The following is a 15,017-nucleotide window of genomic DNA, read 5'->3' on the forward strand; positions in this document are numbered from 1 at the left end:
GGCCTCAGGCCGCGCGCATGAGCACGGGAGCGTCGTCGTTGGCGGCCGGCGCGATGGAGGCACCGCGCGCATCCGGCGGCGCGTGGATGATCCGCAACGTGCTGCCGCCATTTTCATTGGGGAGGATCCGGAAGGTCACGACGCTTTCGAGAAAGGGCGGTTCCTCCTCGCGCACCCGGTAGCGGATTTCCTCCTCGCCGGAGGTGGACACCGGGACGGCGTCGGCCAAGGCGCCTTCCGGCAGCCATTGCTCGCGGAACGCGGGAATGCTGATGGCGCGCCAGACCTGGGCCGGCGGCGCATCCAGGTCGTATTCGAGCACCAGCCCGGCGTCGCCGGTTGGCGTTTCGGTCGCGGAGTCGTTCATTGGTCCATGTCCTTCAGCAGCGCCTTCAGGGCATCGATCCGGGCCGGCCAGTAGGCGCGGTACTTCGACAGCCAGCGCGCGATCAGTGCGAGACCGTCCGGATCGACTTCGTAATTCATGAACCGGCCCTCGCGCTCCTCGCGGACCAGGCCCGCATTGCGCAGGACGGCCAGGTGCTGGGACATCGCCGGCTGGCTGATGTCCAGGCCGCTGCGCAGGGAACTGGCATTCATGCGACCCGCCGCCAGCTTCTCGAAGATCGCGCGGCGGGTCGGATCGGCCAGGGCCTTGAAGATGTCGTTTTCGACCATGCGCAACACATTAGCGACTGCTTATGTGTTGCGCAAGTGCCTTCGCACGGGCGGGGCGGGCGGTTAGAAAGTGACCTTCACCGACGGCGCGCTGCGCTTCGCTTCACCGTGGTAGACGGCTTCGATGTTGTTGCCGTCGGGATCCAGCGCGAACGCGCCGTAGTAGCCCGGATGGTAGGCGCGTTCGCCGGGCGCGCCGTTGTCGCGGCCACCATGCGCCAGCGCGACGCGATGGAAGGCCTCCACCATCGCGCGATCCCGCGCCTGGAACGCCAGGTGGTGGCGGCCGGTGAGCTCGCCCTGCGCGGCCTCGCTGCTGGCGGTGGACACGAACAGCTCGTCGGCCCAGAAATAGTCTTCGCCGCTGCCGCTCATCGGAATCTCCAGCACATCGAAGACAGCCTGGTAGAAACGGCGGCTGGCATCCAGATCGCGCACCACCAGTTGCAGGTGATCGATCAGGCGCCCGCGGTGGAGTTCGTTGGTTTCCATGGAGGATCTCCCGTGGTGGCGTGGAGCCGTCTTATAGCATCGGCGGGCGGCGTGCCGCTTCACGATTTCTTCAAGCCGTTGCCGCGAAGTTTCAAGGCGGCGGGGAGATGGCGATGCAGCGCGGACGGGTCCCGCAGGAAAGGCTGGCGCGGCTGCGCGTCCTGTGCCTGGAACTGCCGGCGGTATATGAAGAGGCGGCCTGGGCGGGAACGCGGTGGATGATCGGCAAGCGCAACTTCACCCACGCGGTGATGATCGAGCGTGGCCGGCCACCGCCTACGCGCGCGCGGCCGCCTCGCCGGGGCCGCTGGCGGTGGTGACGTCCCGGGTGCCGCGGGCCGATGGCGATGCGTCGCGCTTCCGCCAGCGCCCTTACTTCAAGCCGCCATGGTGGCCGGACATCGTCGGCATCGGCCGGGACGCGGACACCGATTGCGATCGGGTATCCATGCACGTGATCGCAAGCTATCGCCTGCTGGCACCGAAAGCGCTGTTGCGCTGAACCGCATGTACGACGCCGCGCGCCTCAGGGCGCGCGCAACATCGCCTCGATATGCGCGCGAAGATCGGCCTGCATGTCGGCGCTGAAATCGTGGGCGACGCCCGGATAGGGCGTGAGGGTCGCATCGAATCCACGCGCATGCAGGGTCTGCACCGCCGCGCGGGTAGGGCCAAGCGGGACCGTCGCATCGTCGCTGCCGTGCAGGGCGCGCAGCGGCGGGCAGTCCGCGGTACAGGCCGGACGGGCCGGCAGCCAGTCCGGCAGCAGCCGTGCCGCGACCGGGAAGGCGGCGCGGAAATGGCCGGGATGATCCAGCGCCAGCAGGAAGGCCAGGTCGCCGCCGTAGGACACACCGGTCACGATGGCCTTGCCGGAGCCGGGGTAGCGCGACTCCACTGCCTGGATGAAATCGAACAACCGGCGTTCGACATCGCGGGTGACGACGGCCTGCTCGTCGGTGGACCGTTGGCCATGGCCCTGCGGAAACCAGGAGTGCCCTTGGGGACGGGGATACGGTCCTTCCGGCAATACCACGCGGGCCGGCACCTTCAGATCCTCAAAGGCATCGACGAGCACTTCCGGTCCCGCGCCCGAGTAGTGCAGGGCGACGATCAACGGCAACGGCTGCTCCGCGCCACCGCCGCCGGTCTCGAACACGAGCTGGCGCAGGCCGCCGGCATGTTCCTCGCGAGGGGCCGGCGTCCGTGCATCCGCCTCCGGTGCGACTGCCAGCAAGAGCGGAACCAGCAAGGACATGAACAGGCGCATGGCAGACGACCTCCGCGAATGAACCGCCACGCTAGCGTCGATGCGGGTGGGCCGCAACGCGGTCCCTTGCCGATTTGACCTGTTCGTCACTGCGCAGCGCGCAGGGTATGGCCTCTGCCGACCCCTGCGCGCCGGTCCGGAGAAGTACGATGAAGAGCGCGACCCGTCATGTGTTGCTGTTGGCCGGCATGTTGTGCCTGTGGGCCGGTGCCTATTCCCTGGGGCGAAGCAGTCCGTCTGAGCCCACCCTGCCGCGCGACCGTGCCTTACCGGCGGGCGAAGTGGGCGTCCTCACGGAACCGGGCGGGCATGCGCCGGACGCGCCGGGTACCGGCATCGCCGCCCGCACGGTAGGTGCGGATCTGGTCATGCGGGTGCATGCACCGGGTCTCAGGACGGGAGTCGGGGGACGCATGCGCGGTCATGCTGCGCCTGCTTCTTCGCCACGCCCCCGTCCCGGACCCGGTTAGCGGCCCCTGCACTCAGGCAGCCTGCAGTTGCGCGACCTGCGCCAGCGCCTGGCGTAGGGCGACGTCGGCGCGTTCCGGACTGATGCGCACGCCTTCCGCACCGACCACCTCCAGGCGGGTGACGCCCAGGAAGCCGAAGAACGCGCGCAGGTAACTTTCCTGGTGTTCCAGCGCGGCCATCGGGCTTTCCGGCCCATAGAAACCGCCGCGCGATGACGCGACGATGACGCGCTTGTCGCCAAGCAGACCCTCGACGCCGTTGGCGCCATAGCGGAACGTCCTGCCCGGCACGGCGAGTGCGTCGAGCCAGGACTTGAGCTGGCTGGGTATGCCGAAGTTGTACATCGGCACGCCGATGACCAGGATGTTCGCGGCCAATACCTCGTCCAGCGCGGCGGCCAGTGCACGTGCCGCCGGTGTCGGCGCGGCTACCAGATCGACGGCCATCGCGTCTCCCGAAAACTGCGGCAAAGGCGTGGCGACGACGTCGCGATATGTCAGCTGCGCGTCCGGACGCTGTTCGCGCAGGCGGGTTACGATGGCCGAGGACAGCGAACGGGTGACGGACTGCTCGCCTTGGATACTGGAATCGATGTGCAGGATGTTCATGCGTGATTGCTCTGGTGGGGCGCATGAAACTATTGGCGTACCGCCATTCCTTCAAGAAGGATGCTTTTCAATACCGAGTATGGAAAACCAGACTACCCCCTGCACGGAATCCTACGATGAGGTCGTGGTTCTCCACGCTGAAATCCGCACCGCCATCCAGTCGATCGGCGGCAAATGGAAGCTGGAGGTCCTCTGGCTGCTCGGCCAGCGCATGCATCGTTTCAACGAGCTCCGGAGAGCGATTCCCGGCATCACCCAGCACATGCTGACGCAGCAGCTGCGTGAACTGGAAGCGGATGGACTGATACATCGAACGGTGTATCCGGAAGTGCCGCCGCGGGTGGAATACACGCTTGCCGATCACGCGCGCCGGCTGCGCCCGGTGTTCGACGCGCTGTTCACTTGGGTGGCCAGCGGGAAGCCGGATCCGGCCACCCCGGCGTGACGACCGCGGGCTGCGTGGCCTGCGGTGGCCCACTGGGGCATGCCGAACGGCGGGAGCGACGCAAGTCGCGACGCGCACCCGAACCACGGCAGCCTGTCCCTGCCTTGCGTTCTTTTTCCCGGGCGCCGTCCGGCCTAGGCGTTGCCAGCCGCCAACGCGCCCAGTCGAAAGCCAAGCTGGAACGCCGCCTGTGGATCCCGGTGGCGCACACTGCCGGCCTGGCTGTCCGGGAGCGCGTCCAGATCCAGCCGGAAGTGCGCATCACCCCGCTCGCCCGCCGCGTATCCCAGTTCGTACGCGCAACCCGCGCATCGATGGCGGCCCGGATAACCCTGGTCCTCGGGCAGCGACTCGAAGCGGACGTCGTAGCGGTGCGCCTGATTGCAGATGCTCATCGGATCGTCCCTGTGTCGTGAGGGCTTCCCGCTGGAAGCGCTGCCATTCCATCCACTTGCGCGTCGTGGCGCAAGTGGCGCGGCAAGTGGCGCCGACGCCAGGGTCGGCATCGGCGCCGTCATGGATTCACTGCCAGGCTGAAATCCGCAAGCGCACCTTGCCGCGGATGCCCGGCACGCTGGGCTGCCGGCTGCCGTTGGCGGCGACCGTATGGCTGTCGAAGGGAATGGCGATTTCCACTTCCTCGCCGCTGATCTTCTTTGCGTCGATCTCGGTGTGCGCCGCCGCCACGCCGGCGTCCTGCCAGGCGTAGCTGATCTTCCACTTGCCACCGGCCTGGGTCGGTGGCGTCAGGTCGAGGATCAGGGAATTGCGGAATAGATAGCCGCCCTCGTAGTGCTCGTTGATCCACAGCTTGCGTTCGATCTCGTAGTCCGGCACGCGCACGCCCAGGGTCATGCCGTAGGACAGGGAACGACGGTCGGGATTGACCCGCGCGCGGTTGGCCAGGAACACGCTGGAAAGATAGTGCGACCTCTGCTGTTTCCATTCGGCCTGCGAGAAGCACGAGACCGAATCCTCCTCGGACATGCGCCGGGTCAGGTACCACAGCTTGCCGCGCGGGGACGCGAGTGCCTCGACCTGGTACAGCGCGTCGACCTGGCGGCCCTGATCGACCGCCTTCTGCACGGGCTCGGGCAGGCGGATTTCGTCCACGTCCAGCCACACGTCCACGCGGACGTCGCCGAACAGGAAACGGGCCAGGTTCTGGAACGCCTCCTCGCTGTTGACGATGCCGAAGAATCCCGAATGCGCGCGGTAGGCAAACGCCTTGGCGCAATACGCGCCGATGGAACCGTCGGCATTCAGGCCGCGCAGGGTCGCGTTCTTGATCAGCACCAGGCCATCGCTGCCATGCCCGACGAAGGTCCGCGAGAGCCCGGCGGCGGTGGTGTAGTCCATCCGGTTGGTGCCGACCATGCAGAACACCCGCCGCGACGGGAACCGATCCTCGGGAATCAGGTCCACGCGCTTGTGCTGCTTGGCCGCCGCCTTGAGATCCAGGTATTCCGGCATCCGCTTGTCGCGGTCGAAATTGTTCATGTCGAAGGCCGACAGCCATTGCGGCACGTTGACCCCGGCCACGTCGATGCCGTTGTGCGGGGTGGCGTAGGTGAACAGCTTGTCCACGTACCTGCGCGCCTGTTTCGGATCCAGGGCCGGGTTCTGCAGGAAGGCGCGGCAAACCAGCCCGCCCATCGAATGGGCAACCAGGTAGCAGCGGAATTCGGCCGGCTTCACGCCGTTGTCGGGATTGCCGCAGATGAGGTCCCGGGTCTTGACGATCAGATCGCCCAGCTCGCGGGCGAAGGTCTCGATCTTCGGCGTGGTGCCGGTACCGAACAGGCCCGAGGCATTGTCGTAGTAGCGGTGGATGATGATGGAGCGGCTGCCCAGGCGGTTGCGGGTCGGTTGGCCCTCGGCGTCGGTCTCCCACTCCGGATCCAGGATGTCGCGGCCGTCCTCGTAGACATCCGAATAGCCGAACTCGGACATCAACCGCACGATCGGCGATTCGAACACGTACTTGCGCGGCTTGCGCGAAGGATCCGAGACCGCGCGATACACGGTCGAACCCAGGTTGAATCCGCAGAACGGGTCCGCGGTGGTCTCGTCGATTTCACCGCGGGTCATCGCATAACCGCGGACGTAGATGATCGGGTAGTAGGGCGCTTCCATCTTGGCCATCGTGAACTCCTGTCGGCGGGGAACGTAGCGCGGGACAGCTTAGTCCCAGAGATGGCTACGGATTTGGACGCCGGTCACGGCCATGCCGTCTTCAGTGGCGCGCGGCCTCGTCGGCCAGGCGCCGGCAGAATGCGGCGGTGGCATCGTCCATGGGGAAGCAGCATTCGATGCGCAGTTCGTCCAGGGTGACGTCGCGTGGTGCGGCGAACACGGTGATGCTGGAGAAGAACTGCAGGCGCTGGCCATCGCGTTCGAAGATGGTGGTCAGCAAGGGGGAAGGCCGCTGGCCGGGATCGCGCTGGCGCCAACCTTGCGGCACGCCGGGATGGGCCAGGATTTCAGCCAGCAGCTGTCGCGGCACCGGATCCGAGGGATGCGCGGCGATCTCGTTGTGCAGATGGTGGATGAGGTCGCCGGCCACGTCCTCCCAGTTGACCAGTGCCGCGCGCAGATCGGCCGGATCGAACACGTGCCGCAGCATGTTGGCGTGCGGGCTGGCGCGCCCGGCCAGCAGGAAACCGTTGACGCGCGCGGCGGCGGCGTTGGCCTGCACGATGTCCCAGTGCCGGTTGATGACGAACGCCGGATACGGTTCCTGCTGGGCGATGATGAAATCGATGGCGCGCTGGATGCGGGCCAGCTCGGGCGCCGCCAGCGGCGTTTCCGGATAGTGCGCCGCGTAGCCCGCCGCCTGCAGCAGGACGTTGCGTTCGCGCAGCGGCAGGCCCAGCGCGTCGGCCAGCCGCACCACCATCTCACGGCTCGGCCGGGACTTGCCGGTTTCCACATAGCTGAGGTGGCGCGCGGAGATGTCCGCCGCCAGGGCCAGGTCCAACTGGCTGAAGCGGCGCGTGGTACGCCATTCGCGGAGCAGGGATCCCAGGCCGTGGGCGGGGGTGTCGGGCGCGATGTTCATGGCGGCGAGCATAGCGGCGCGATGGTCATCGTCGCCATGACCTCCGAGGTAATTGAGCGCGGATGTGGACACGCCCATCCTGCCGCCACCGGATGACGGCATTGGAGAACGAAGATGCAACGCAGAGACGTGTTGAAGCTGGGAATGGGCACGATGGCGGCGGTGGCCGCCGGTTGGACCGGACGTGCCTGGAGCGGCGGTCTGGTGGGCGGCGGGGGAGCCGCCGCCGGGATGGGAACGCTCGACGCGGTCGCATGGGCAGCCGCGCGGCAATGGACGCGGACGCCGTTCGGCCGGATCGCCCACGTGGAGCGCGGCAGCGGCCCGGCCGCGCTATTCCTCCACGGTTTCCCGCTCAACGGTTTCCAGTGGCGCGGCGCGCTGGAGCGGCTGTCCGCGCATCGACGCTGCATCGCGCCGGACATGCTGGGACTGGGCTACACCGAAGTGGCTGAGGGCCAGGGCGTGACTCCGGCCGATCAGGTGCGGATGCTGGCGGATCTGCTGGATCGGCTGGGCGTGGACAGCGTGGATCTGGTCGCCAACGACAGTGGCGGCGCGGTGGCGCAGCTGTTCGCGGTGGCGCATCCGCGGCGGGTGCGCAGCCTGCTGCTGACCAACTGCGACGCCGAGACCGATTGCCCGCCGCCGGCGCTGAAGCCGGTCATCGAGCTGGCACGCGCGGATCGCTTCGTCGCCGAATGGATGGCCCCGTGGCTGGCGGATCACGCGCTGGCGCGCTCGCCGCAGGGACTGGGCGGCATGACCTTCACATATCCGCACAACCCGACCGACGAGGCGATCGAGATGTACCTGCGTCCGCTGGTCGAGCATCCGCCGCGCACGCACGCCTATGCCATCGGCCTGGACAGCAACGTGCTGGCCGGCGTGGAGGCCACCCTGAAACGCAGCCGTTTTCCGACCCGCATCCTGTGGGGCACCGGCGACGATATCTTCTCGAAGAACAGCCCGGACTACCTGGCCGGCGTGTTCGGCGACTCGCGCGGCGTGCGGCGCGTGGAAGGCGCGCGCCTGTTCTGGCCGGAGGAGTTTCCGGAACTGGTCGCGGAGGAAGCCCGCCGCTTGTGGGGCGTGTAACGGCGTCCCCACCTTCCGTCGCCGCCCGTCGCGGCTCACGCCGCTCCTGCAGCCATTCCTCCCCTGCGTTGTAGGATCCCCGGCAACGCAACAAGGTCATGGCGCATGTACGGCAAGGTATTGGTGACGGGCAGTTCCGGGCATCTGGGCGAGGCGCTGGTGTCCACCCTGCAGGCGCAGGGACATGACGTGGTGGGCGTGGATCTGCTGCCCGGTCCGCACACGCACCGGGTGGGCACGATCGCCGATCGCGCGTTCGTGCGCGAAGCGATGGCCGGCGTGGACGTGGTGCTGCACCCGGCCACCCTGCACAAGCCGCACGTGGCGACTCATTCGCGGCAGGCATTCATCGACACCAACCTGACCGGCACGCTCAACCTGCTGGAAGAGGCGGTGGCCGGCGGCGTGCGCGCGTTCGTCTACACCAGCACCACCAGCGTGTTCGGCGATGCACTGGTGCCGCCGCCCGGCGAGCCGGCGGCCTGGATCACCGAGGATGTGCGGCCGGAACCAAAGAACATCTACGGCGTCACCAAGGCCGTGGCCGAGGATCTGTGCCAACTGTTCCAGCGCAACCAGAAGCTGCCCTGCATCGTCCTGCGCACCTCGCGCTTCTTCGCCGAGGAAGACGATGACCGCAACGCGCGGGCGCGCTTCACCGACGCCAACCTGAAGGCCAACGAGTTCCTGTACCGGCGGGTCGACATCGAAGACGTGGTGGACGCGCACCTGCGCGCCGTCGAACGCGCGCCCGCGCTGGGTTTCGGCCGCTACATCATCAGCGCGACCACGCCGTTCGGTCAGGAAGACATGCCGCGCCTGCGCGGCGACATGGGAAGCGTGCTGCGTGAGCGTGTGCCGGCGTTCGAGGCCGAGTATGCGCGATGCGGCTGGCGCCTGCCGGCCGGCATCGACCGCGTCTACGTCAATGCGCGGGCGCGCGAGGAACTGGGCTGGCGGCCCCGCCATGATTTCTCCACCGTGCTGCGGCGCGTGCGCGAGGGCGGCGAGGTACTCAGTCCGCTGGCGCAGCGCATCGGCGCCAAGGGCTATCACGCCGAATCGTTCGAGGACGGACCGTATCCGGTCGAAAGCCACTGAGCGACGGCATGGCCGCCGTGGTCGCCTGCGCGAACAGGCGAGGGTGATGACGCCCGCGGGCGGACGTCATCACCGCATCCTTCTCCCGCTATGGGAGAAGGCAAGAAGCAGCGATCACCCGAACAGCTTGTTGCTGACTTCGGCGATATGACGCCCCTGGTAGCGCGCGCCTTCCAGTTCGTTGTCGCTGGGCTGGCGCGAACCGTCGCCGCCGGTGATGGTGGTGGCGCCGTACGGGCTTCCGCCCGTGACTTCGTCCAGGCGCATCTGGCCCTGGAAGCTGTAAGGCAGGCCGACGGTGACCAGGCCGAAGTGCAGCAGGTTGGTCAGGATCGAGAACAGGGTCATTTCCTGTCCACCGTGCTGGGTGGCGGTGGAGGTGAACGCGCCGCCGACCTTGCCGTTGAGCGCACCCTTGGCCCACAGGCCGCCGGCCTGATCCAGGAAGTTGGCCATCTGCGAGGCCATGCGGCCAAAGCGGGTGCCGGTGCCGACGATGATCGCATCGTAGTTCGCCAGATCCTCGATCTTCGCGATCGGGGCGGCCTGGTCGAGCTTGTAGTGCGAGGCCTTGGCGACGTCTTCGGGCACCAGTTCGGGCACCCGCTTGATGTCGACGGTGGCGCCGGTGGAGCGCGCGCCTTCGGCGACGGCTTCGGCCATCTTCTCGATATGGCCGTAGGCGGAGTAATAGAGGACGAGGATCTTGGACATGGAAATCTCCACGGGTGGCAGGAGGGGGAGCCGGTCGCGATGCGGCAAGCGCGGTGACTATAGGCCAGCCGCCATCACCGGATTGAGGCCCGTGGCGGAATTGGATTGTTCCATCCGTGCGGATAGTGGGGGCGCTGTCACCTCGGCTGACACGCTATTGGTGGCGACACGGCAGCCAAGGTCTTGGCCAGGACAGCTTGCCCGATGGCGTCAACGAGGATGGCGCTCGACGTTGCGGTTGAGCTTGTAGTTGATGTAAAGCGAAGAAAACAGGAATGACCAGAATCCGTGAAACCAGTCAGCCGAAGCACGGGGATAGCCGTAGTAGGCATTCATATGGCCGCCGAACCGGATTGACCAGATCGAATGCATCAGCACCCAGATCAGACTCAGGATGCCGCCGAGGGTATCGAGCGCGTCCGCGGTGCGGTCGCTGAGGGGAAGCAGAAGCAGCGCCAAGGTTGGAATCAGCGATACATACGCCATGATCAATACGCCCGTCGCGGACGCCAGCAACGACCTGGCCGTTTCGTCCGGCAAGAAAGGCGCCAATGTGCGCGTCTGGCGCAACGCGTAGTGGCCGTAGTACACACCTGCCGTGATGCACGCCAGGAACAGCAACCACCAGGTGCTCGGGTGATGGAGTCTGGCGATGGGGTCGCCGCTGAGGAATGAGGTGTGCGGAGAGTCGGACGATGTCGTGTTCATGAAGCCGGTTCGGGAAACCGGCCACTTTAGGACCGGACCGCGGGGGCCTGTATCGGAAACATCCGAATCTGCGACGCCCCCGCTGCGCGGGCGTGGGCCAGCGCGCATGGCCGCAATATCCCGCCCGTCCGCCCGGCCATGCCGGCCGGCAGGCGCGCGGCGCGACGTACTTTGCTACATTCGGCCATCCTCGATGGCGGCAGGGTCGGGCGCCGGGCGACCTTCCGGATACGGATACGCCTTCCCCATCGCGGCATTTGTCCACGGAAGAACGATTGCCCATGCCAGCAGCCGATGCACCGGTCAGCCCCGAAGATCGCCATCACCTCATCGACGCCCTGCGCGGCTTCGCGCTTGCCGGCGTGCTGCTCGCCAACCTGGGTTATCTCAGCCTCTACAACCTGCTGACCGAACCGGCGCGCGCCGCCTTGCCAACCGCCCGTTTCGACACGGTCGCGATCGGTGTGATCGAATGGCTGGTCAGCGCCAAGGCCATCACCGTGTTCTCCCTGCTGTTCGGATTGGGATTTGCCATCCAGATTGAGCGTGCGCAGGCGCGCGGCGCGGGAATGTCGCGTTTCGTGCGCCGGCTGTGCTGGCTGCTGGTGATCGGCACGGCGCACAGCTATTTCATCTGGTGGGGCGACATCCTGATGACTTATGCGCTGATCGGCCTGCTGCTGGTGCTGTTCCGGCGCGCGTCCGATGGCGCGCTGCTGTGGGGTGGCCTGTTCATCGCGCTGGTCCTGCCCACCCTGCTCGTGCCCTGGCTGGGCGGGGGATTTCCCGGCCTGCCACCACGCAGCGAGATCGATGCGTCGACCCTGCAAGCTTTCCGCACGGGCGACTGGCAGCGGGTGTTCGCCGCCAACGCGACGATGGTGAACTGGACCCGGTTGTCCGGCGGCATGCTGATCTGCTTCGTGCTGGGCCGCTTCCTGCTGGGCTACTGGGCCGGCAGGAAACGATTGCTGCAGCAGCCGCGGAATCACCGGGACCTGTTCCGGAAGCTGTTCTGGGGCAGCCTGGCGATTGCGATCGCGGGCACGCTGATCCAACTGGCGAAAGCGCACCTGGGCTGGGGTGCGGACTTCCTCCCGCGCTGGATCAACGGATTCCTGTTCCGCCTCGACTCCCTGGCCTTGGGCGTCACCTGGGCCAGCGGCTTCGTCCTGCTGTTCCTGCAGCCACGCGGCGAGCGCCTGCTCGGCGTGCTGGCGCCGGTCGGACGGATGGCGTTGACCCATTACCTGGCGCAGAGCGTGCTGGGCATCTCCCTGTTCTATGGCATCGGCCTGGGCCTGGGACCGGATACCGGCGCGGTCGGCTGGCTGCTGGCCTGGATCGGCATCTTCGGCGCGCAGATCCTGTTCAGCCACTGGTGGCTGGCGCGTTTCCGCTATGGTCCCTGTGAATGGCTGTGGCGCAGCCTGACGTACGGTGCCAGGCAGCCGATGCGCCTGCCGCGCGAGGCGCTTCCCGCTTCGTGATGGACGCCACGGAACGCCACGCCACGCTTACGAATCGCTACGGTCTTCTTAACGCCTCGCGGACTAGGCTCGCTTGCCGTCGCCGAGAGGAGGCAAGCATGAATACCGACTACTTCTTCGCCCAGGACGACGCGGGCAACCGCTGCCGCGTCGATGTGCTGCGTGCCTGCGATGTCCGCGATCGCGAGGCCACGCTGCACGACAATGCTCCCATCTATCTTCTGGAAGACGGTTCGCGCCTGCATCGGCTCGATCGAGACACCTTCCGGGTGCTGGGCACCGGCGCCTACGTCACGGTGCTGCGCGATTGAACGCGCGCACGCGGGAAGCGGACCGATAGACCATCGCCGCATGCGGCCGATCCGGCATCGCCGGACTGGCCACGGCGGCGTCAGGATTGCAGGAACGCCAGCAGATCCGCGTTGACCCGATCCTTGTGGGTGTCGGTGAGGCCATGCGGCGCGCCCGGGTATTCGATCAGGCGCGCCTGCGGGATCAACTTGGCCGATGCGCGTCCGGCTGCGTCGATGGGCACCACCTGATCGTCGTCGCCGTGGATGATCAGGGTCGGGATGTCGAACTTCTTCAGATCCTCGGTGAAGTCGGTTTCCGAGAACGCCTTGATCGAATCGTAGGTGTTCTTGTGCCCGCCCATCATGCCCTGCATCCACCAGGCATCGATCAAACCCTGCGAGGGTTCCGCGCCGGGACGGTTGAAGCCGTAGAACGGCCCGCTCGGCACATCCCGGTAGAACTGCGAGCGGTTGGCGCGCTGCGCTGCGCGCAGGCCGTCGAAGACGTCCCGCGGCAGTCCCCCCGGATTGCGTTCGGTCTTCAGCATCAGCGGCGGCACCGCCGAGATGAGCCCGGCTTTCTTCACCCGGCCGGTGCCGTGGCGTCCGATGTAGCGCGCCACCTCGCCACCGCCGGTGGAGAAACCGAACAGGGTCGCGTCGCGCACGTCGAGGTGCTCCAGCAACTCGGCCAGATCGTCGGCGTAGTGATCCATGTCGTTGCCGTCCCACGGCTGGCTGGAGCGCCCATGCCCGCGCCGATCGTGGGCGATGCAGCGGTAGCCGTGTTCGGCCAGGAACAGCATTTGCGATTCCCAGCTGTCCGAGTTGAGTGGCCAGCCGTGGCAGAACACGACCGCGGGGCCGTTGCCCCAATCCTTGTAGTAAAGCTCCACGCCGGCTTGGGTGGTGAACAGGCTCATCGAGGTACTCCGTTGGGGGAAGGGAAACGACGGCACGACCGCCAGCGCGGCCGATGTACTGCGGGAAGGCACATTGTCTGATCGGCGGATGTCGCCGCGATGTCTTCAGGCGGTCGCGGGCAGGGCCCTGCGGCGCGCGCGCAGGCGCAACGCCTGGTAGCTGGCGCCGATCACGAACAGGACGAACACGACCGACACCAGGCCTAGCACCAGGGGCGACTGAGGTCCCTCCGCCAGCGGCCGCGACGGTGGCACCCGCCGCAAGGTCTCGTTGATGGCCGGAATGAACAGCAGCATGTAGCTGAAGGACAGACTGAGGTTCTGCAGGTACTCGGCGCCGCTTCCCAGCCACGCGTAGCGGCGCGCGGTGAAGCCCACGGCCAGCGCGAGCAGCGCGACGATGCCCAGCGCGTGCGCTTCGTTGAAGCCACCGGTACTGGACAACCCGAAGGAGGTGAAGATGGAAACCAGCATGCCGGCCAGATAGGCCTTGCCGGTGCGCGAGGCGGGTTCGATGCGGCCGTCGCGAATCAGCGCGATCGCGCCGAACACGACGGGCAGCAGGCTGAGGAGGGTATGGACGATGCCGAGCGGCGAGAATGAAGGCGTCATGGCGCGTGTCCTTCCGGAGAGAGGAAAAGGAAATCGACCTGCCGCGTGGGAATGTCCCCGTCGTCGTGCCTTCCCCCCGGACGGTCACCGCGCGTTCGCGCAGCCTATGCCGGACGCGACCGTGCCGCCAGTACCGCCGGGCGGACGCGCCGGCGTGGGCGCGCCCGGCCGCGATGTCGGGTTCAGGGCTTTGCCGGCCAGCGCAGTTCGGCGGTCACCGGGAAGTGATCGGACGGATAGCGGCCATTCTGCTGGTCGGTGACGGTGGTGACCGGGCCGACCTCGAAGCCGTGCACCAGGATCCAGTCGATGCGGCGATCGGCATTGCCGGTGAAAGCGTGAAAGGTGGCTTCCTGGCCTGCGCGCTGGCGGCTGCGTTCCCAGGCATCGACCAGGTCGCCGGTGAGCAGGGCATGCACGCGGCTTTCCGGACCGGTGTTGAAATCGCCGGTGACCACCACCGGCACATCGGCCGGCAGCGCGGACAGCCGCTGCAGCAGCAGCGCGGCGCCGCGCTCGCGGATCGGCTCGTCCTGATCGCGGTAGGGCAGGTGGGTGTTGAAGAAATAGAAGCGGCGGCCATCGGCGCGGCGTTCGAACAGCGCCCAGGTGACCATGCGCGGATACAGGTTGCCCCAGGTGATGCTGCCCGCCACCTCGGGCGTGTCCGACAGCCAGAAGTCGCCGGACTCGATTACCTCCAGTTCGTCGCGCAGGTAGAACACGCCCATGTGCTCGTCGCCCGTGCCCTCGGCGTCGCCGCGGCGACCGACGCCGAACCAGGCGTACCCGGGCAGCTGCCGGACGATGTAGTCGCCCTGTTCGGCGAACAGTTCCTGGGTACCGAACACCGCCGGGTGCTGCGTGCGGACCGTGTCGACCAGGATGTCCTTGCGCGCCTGCCAGCGGTTGTCGCCATCGGCGTCGGTGGGCAGGCGCACGTTGAAGGTCATGACCTTCAGCGGCGCGGCGGCGCCTTCGTCGGCCGCGGACGCGGTGACGCCGGCCAGGGCGGTGGAGAGGACGAGCAGCAGGGCGGCGAGTCGGCGCATG

19 protein-coding genes are annotated in these 15,017 nt (G+C 67.3%); 6 read left to right on the top strand and 13 right to left on the bottom strand.

Annotated elements, in window-relative coordinates:
- Positions 1–4 precede the first annotated feature (4 nt).
- From AC3DE2_RS01295 to AC3DE2_RS01305, 3 genes are all read right to left on the bottom strand, one after another.
- Positions 5–367, bottom strand: a complete 363-nt coding sequence (locus tag AC3DE2_RS01295) for an SRPBCC family protein (protein ID WP_295376378.1) — start codon at positions 365–367, stop codon at positions 5–7.
- Positions 364–678 (bottom strand): ArsR/SmtB family transcription factor, encoded by a 315-nt coding sequence (locus AC3DE2_RS01300; RefSeq protein ID WP_295376380.1) that lies wholly within the window; start codon positions 676–678, stop codon positions 364–366. The genes AC3DE2_RS01295 and AC3DE2_RS01300 overlap by 4 nt, the downstream gene beginning before the upstream one ends.
- A gap of 63 nt (positions 679–741) precedes the next feature.
- Positions 742–1,170, bottom strand: a complete 429-nt coding sequence (locus AC3DE2_RS01305; RefSeq protein WP_295376382.1) for a VOC family protein — start codon at positions 1,168–1,170, stop codon at positions 742–744.
- A 214-nt stretch (positions 1,171–1,384) separates the two neighbouring features.
- Between AC3DE2_RS01305 and AC3DE2_RS01310 the strand changes: the two genes are divergently transcribed.
- Positions 1,385–1,672, top strand: a complete 288-nt coding sequence (locus tag AC3DE2_RS01310) for a hypothetical protein (RefSeq protein WP_295376385.1) — start codon at positions 1,385–1,387, stop codon at positions 1,670–1,672.
- A 24-nt stretch (positions 1,673–1,696) separates the two neighbouring features.
- Here AC3DE2_RS01310 and AC3DE2_RS01315 read toward each other — a convergent pair whose 3' ends face one another.
- Both AC3DE2_RS01315 and AC3DE2_RS01320 read right to left on the bottom strand, forming a co-directional pair.
- Positions 1,697–2,440: an alpha/beta hydrolase gene (locus tag AC3DE2_RS01315; RefSeq protein WP_295376387.1), complete on the bottom strand. Its 744-nt coding sequence runs from the start codon at positions 2,438–2,440 to the stop codon at positions 1,697–1,699.
- 482 nt (positions 2,441–2,922) lie between these two features.
- Entirely contained in the window at positions 2,923–3,519 is a 597-nt protein-coding gene (locus tag AC3DE2_RS01320; RefSeq protein ID WP_295376388.1) for an FMN-dependent NADH-azoreductase, read from the bottom strand.
- A 124-nt stretch (positions 3,520–3,643) separates the two neighbouring features.
- Between AC3DE2_RS01320 and AC3DE2_RS01325 the strand changes: the two genes are divergently transcribed.
- Positions 3,644–3,964 (top strand): winged helix-turn-helix transcriptional regulator, encoded by a 321-nt coding sequence (locus AC3DE2_RS01325; RefSeq protein ID WP_488424727.1) that lies wholly within the window; start codon positions 3,644–3,646, stop codon positions 3,962–3,964.
- A gap of 134 nt (positions 3,965–4,098) precedes the next feature.
- Here the strand turns inward: AC3DE2_RS01325 and AC3DE2_RS01330 are convergent, their stop codons facing one another.
- The 3 genes from AC3DE2_RS01330 to AC3DE2_RS01340 form a co-directional block, all read right to left on the bottom strand.
- Positions 4,099–4,359 (bottom strand): hypothetical protein, encoded by a 261-nt coding sequence (locus AC3DE2_RS01330; RefSeq protein ID WP_295376391.1) that lies wholly within the window; start codon positions 4,357–4,359, stop codon positions 4,099–4,101.
- Positions 4,360–4,486: 127 nt separating this feature from the next.
- Positions 4,487–6,109 (bottom strand): esterase/lipase family protein, encoded by a 1,623-nt coding sequence (locus tag AC3DE2_RS01335; RefSeq protein ID WP_488424729.1) that lies wholly within the window; start codon positions 6,107–6,109, stop codon positions 4,487–4,489.
- Positions 6,110–6,200: 91 nt separating this feature from the next.
- Complete coding sequence (locus AC3DE2_RS01340) at positions 6,201–7,097, bottom strand: helix-turn-helix domain-containing protein (protein WP_488424731.1); 897 nt, start codon at positions 7,095–7,097, stop codon at positions 6,201–6,203.
- Between the two features lie 42 nt (positions 7,098–7,139).
- On the opposite strand from AC3DE2_RS01340, the gene AC3DE2_RS01345 reads away from it, so the two are divergent.
- Positions 7,140–8,123, top strand: coding sequence for an alpha/beta fold hydrolase (locus AC3DE2_RS01345; protein ID WP_488424733.1), 984 nt, complete (start codon positions 7,140–7,142; stop codon positions 8,121–8,123).
- A 105-nt stretch (positions 8,124–8,228) separates the two neighbouring features.
- Positions 8,229–9,224: an NAD-dependent epimerase/dehydratase family protein gene (locus AC3DE2_RS01350; protein WP_488424735.1), complete on the top strand. Its 996-nt coding sequence runs from the start codon at positions 8,229–8,231 to the stop codon at positions 9,222–9,224.
- A 114-nt stretch (positions 9,225–9,338) separates the two neighbouring features.
- Here AC3DE2_RS01350 and wrbA read toward each other — a convergent pair whose 3' ends face one another.
- Positions 9,339–9,938, bottom strand: a complete 600-nt coding sequence (gene wrbA / locus AC3DE2_RS01355; RefSeq protein WP_488424737.1) for an NAD(P)H:quinone oxidoreductase — start codon at positions 9,936–9,938, stop codon at positions 9,339–9,341.
- 210 nt (positions 9,939–10,148) lie between these two features.
- Positions 10,149–10,646, bottom strand: coding sequence for a hypothetical protein (locus tag AC3DE2_RS01360; RefSeq protein ID WP_488424738.1), 498 nt, complete (start codon positions 10,644–10,646; stop codon positions 10,149–10,151).
- A gap of 281 nt (positions 10,647–10,927) precedes the next feature.
- Here AC3DE2_RS01360 and AC3DE2_RS01365 point away from each other — a divergent pair, with 281 nt between their 5' ends.
- On the top strand, positions 10,928–12,136 hold the full coding sequence (locus tag AC3DE2_RS01365; RefSeq protein ID WP_488424740.1) for a DUF418 domain-containing protein: 1,209 nt from the start codon (positions 10,928–10,930) through the stop codon (positions 12,134–12,136).
- A gap of 98 nt (positions 12,137–12,234) precedes the next feature.
- Entirely contained in the window at positions 12,235–12,447 is a 213-nt protein-coding gene (locus AC3DE2_RS01370; RefSeq protein WP_295376405.1) for a hypothetical protein, read from the top strand.
- An 80-nt stretch (positions 12,448–12,527) separates the two neighbouring features.
- Here AC3DE2_RS01370 and AC3DE2_RS01375 read toward each other — a convergent pair whose 3' ends face one another.
- The 3 genes from AC3DE2_RS01375 to AC3DE2_RS01385 all read right to left on the bottom strand — a co-directional run bounded on the left by AC3DE2_RS01375 (position 12,528) and on the right by AC3DE2_RS01385 (position 15,016).
- Positions 12,528–13,352 (bottom strand): alpha/beta fold hydrolase, encoded by an 825-nt coding sequence (locus tag AC3DE2_RS01375; protein ID WP_295376408.1) that lies wholly within the window; start codon positions 13,350–13,352, stop codon positions 12,528–12,530.
- 105 nt (positions 13,353–13,457) lie between these two features.
- A complete protein-coding gene (locus tag AC3DE2_RS01380; RefSeq protein ID WP_488424741.1) occupies positions 13,458–13,964 on the bottom strand; it encodes a DUF2306 domain-containing protein in 507 nt (168 codons plus the stop codon).
- Positions 13,965–14,146: 182 nt separating this feature from the next.
- Complete coding sequence (locus AC3DE2_RS01385) at positions 14,147–15,016, bottom strand: endonuclease/exonuclease/phosphatase family protein (protein ID WP_488424743.1); 870 nt, start codon at positions 15,014–15,016, stop codon at positions 14,147–14,149.
- Position 15,017 lies beyond the last annotated feature (1 nt).

Source organism: Pseudoxanthomonas sp. 68-E7, assembly GCF_057773145.1.

Coding starts and splice junctions, on each gene's coding strand:
- AC3DE2_RS01295 (WP_295376378.1), bottom strand. CDS start 367: ATGAACGACTCCGCGACCGAAACGCCAACCGGCGACGCCGGGCTGGTG.
- AC3DE2_RS01300 (WP_295376380.1), bottom strand. CDS start 678: ATGGTCGAAAACGACATCTTCAAGGCCCTGGCCGATCCGACCCGCCGC.
- AC3DE2_RS01305 (WP_295376382.1), bottom strand. CDS start 1,170: ATGGAAACCAACGAACTCCACCGCGGGCGCCTGATCGATCACCTGCAA.
- AC3DE2_RS01315 (WP_295376387.1), bottom strand. CDS start 2,440: ATGCGCCTGTTCATGTCCTTGCTGGTTCCGCTCTTGCTGGCAGTCGCA.
- AC3DE2_RS01320 (WP_295376388.1), bottom strand. CDS start 3,519: ATGAACATCCTGCACATCGATTCCAGTATCCAAGGCGAGCAGTCCGTC.
- AC3DE2_RS01330 (WP_295376391.1), bottom strand. CDS start 4,359: ATGAGCATCTGCAATCAGGCGCACCGCTACGACGTCCGCTTCGAGTCG.
- AC3DE2_RS01335 (WP_488424729.1), bottom strand. CDS start 6,109: ATGGCCAAGATGGAAGCGCCCTACTACCCGATCATCTACGTCCGCGGT.
- AC3DE2_RS01345 (WP_488424733.1), top strand. CDS start 7,140: ATGCAACGCAGAGACGTGTTGAAGCTGGGAATGGGCACGATGGCGGCG.
- AC3DE2_RS01350 (WP_488424735.1), top strand. CDS start 8,229: ATGTACGGCAAGGTATTGGTGACGGGCAGTTCCGGGCATCTGGGCGAG.
- wrbA (WP_488424737.1), bottom strand. CDS start 9,938: ATGTCCAAGATCCTCGTCCTCTATTACTCCGCCTACGGCCATATCGAG.
- AC3DE2_RS01360 (WP_488424738.1), bottom strand. CDS start 10,646: ATGAACACGACATCGTCCGACTCTCCGCACACCTCATTCCTCAGCGGC.
- AC3DE2_RS01365 (WP_488424740.1), top strand. CDS start 10,928: ATGCCAGCAGCCGATGCACCGGTCAGCCCCGAAGATCGCCATCACCTC.
- AC3DE2_RS01370 (WP_295376405.1), top strand. CDS start 12,235: ATGAATACCGACTACTTCTTCGCCCAGGACGACGCGGGCAACCGCTGC.
- AC3DE2_RS01375 (WP_295376408.1), bottom strand. CDS start 13,352: ATGAGCCTGTTCACCACCCAAGCCGGCGTGGAGCTTTACTACAAGGAT.
- AC3DE2_RS01380 (WP_488424741.1), bottom strand. CDS start 13,964: ATGACGCCTTCATTCTCGCCGCTCGGCATCGTCCATACCCTCCTCAGC.
- AC3DE2_RS01385 (WP_488424743.1), bottom strand. CDS start 15,016: ATGCGCCGACTCGCCGCCCTGCTGCTCGTCCTCTCCACCGCCCTGGCC.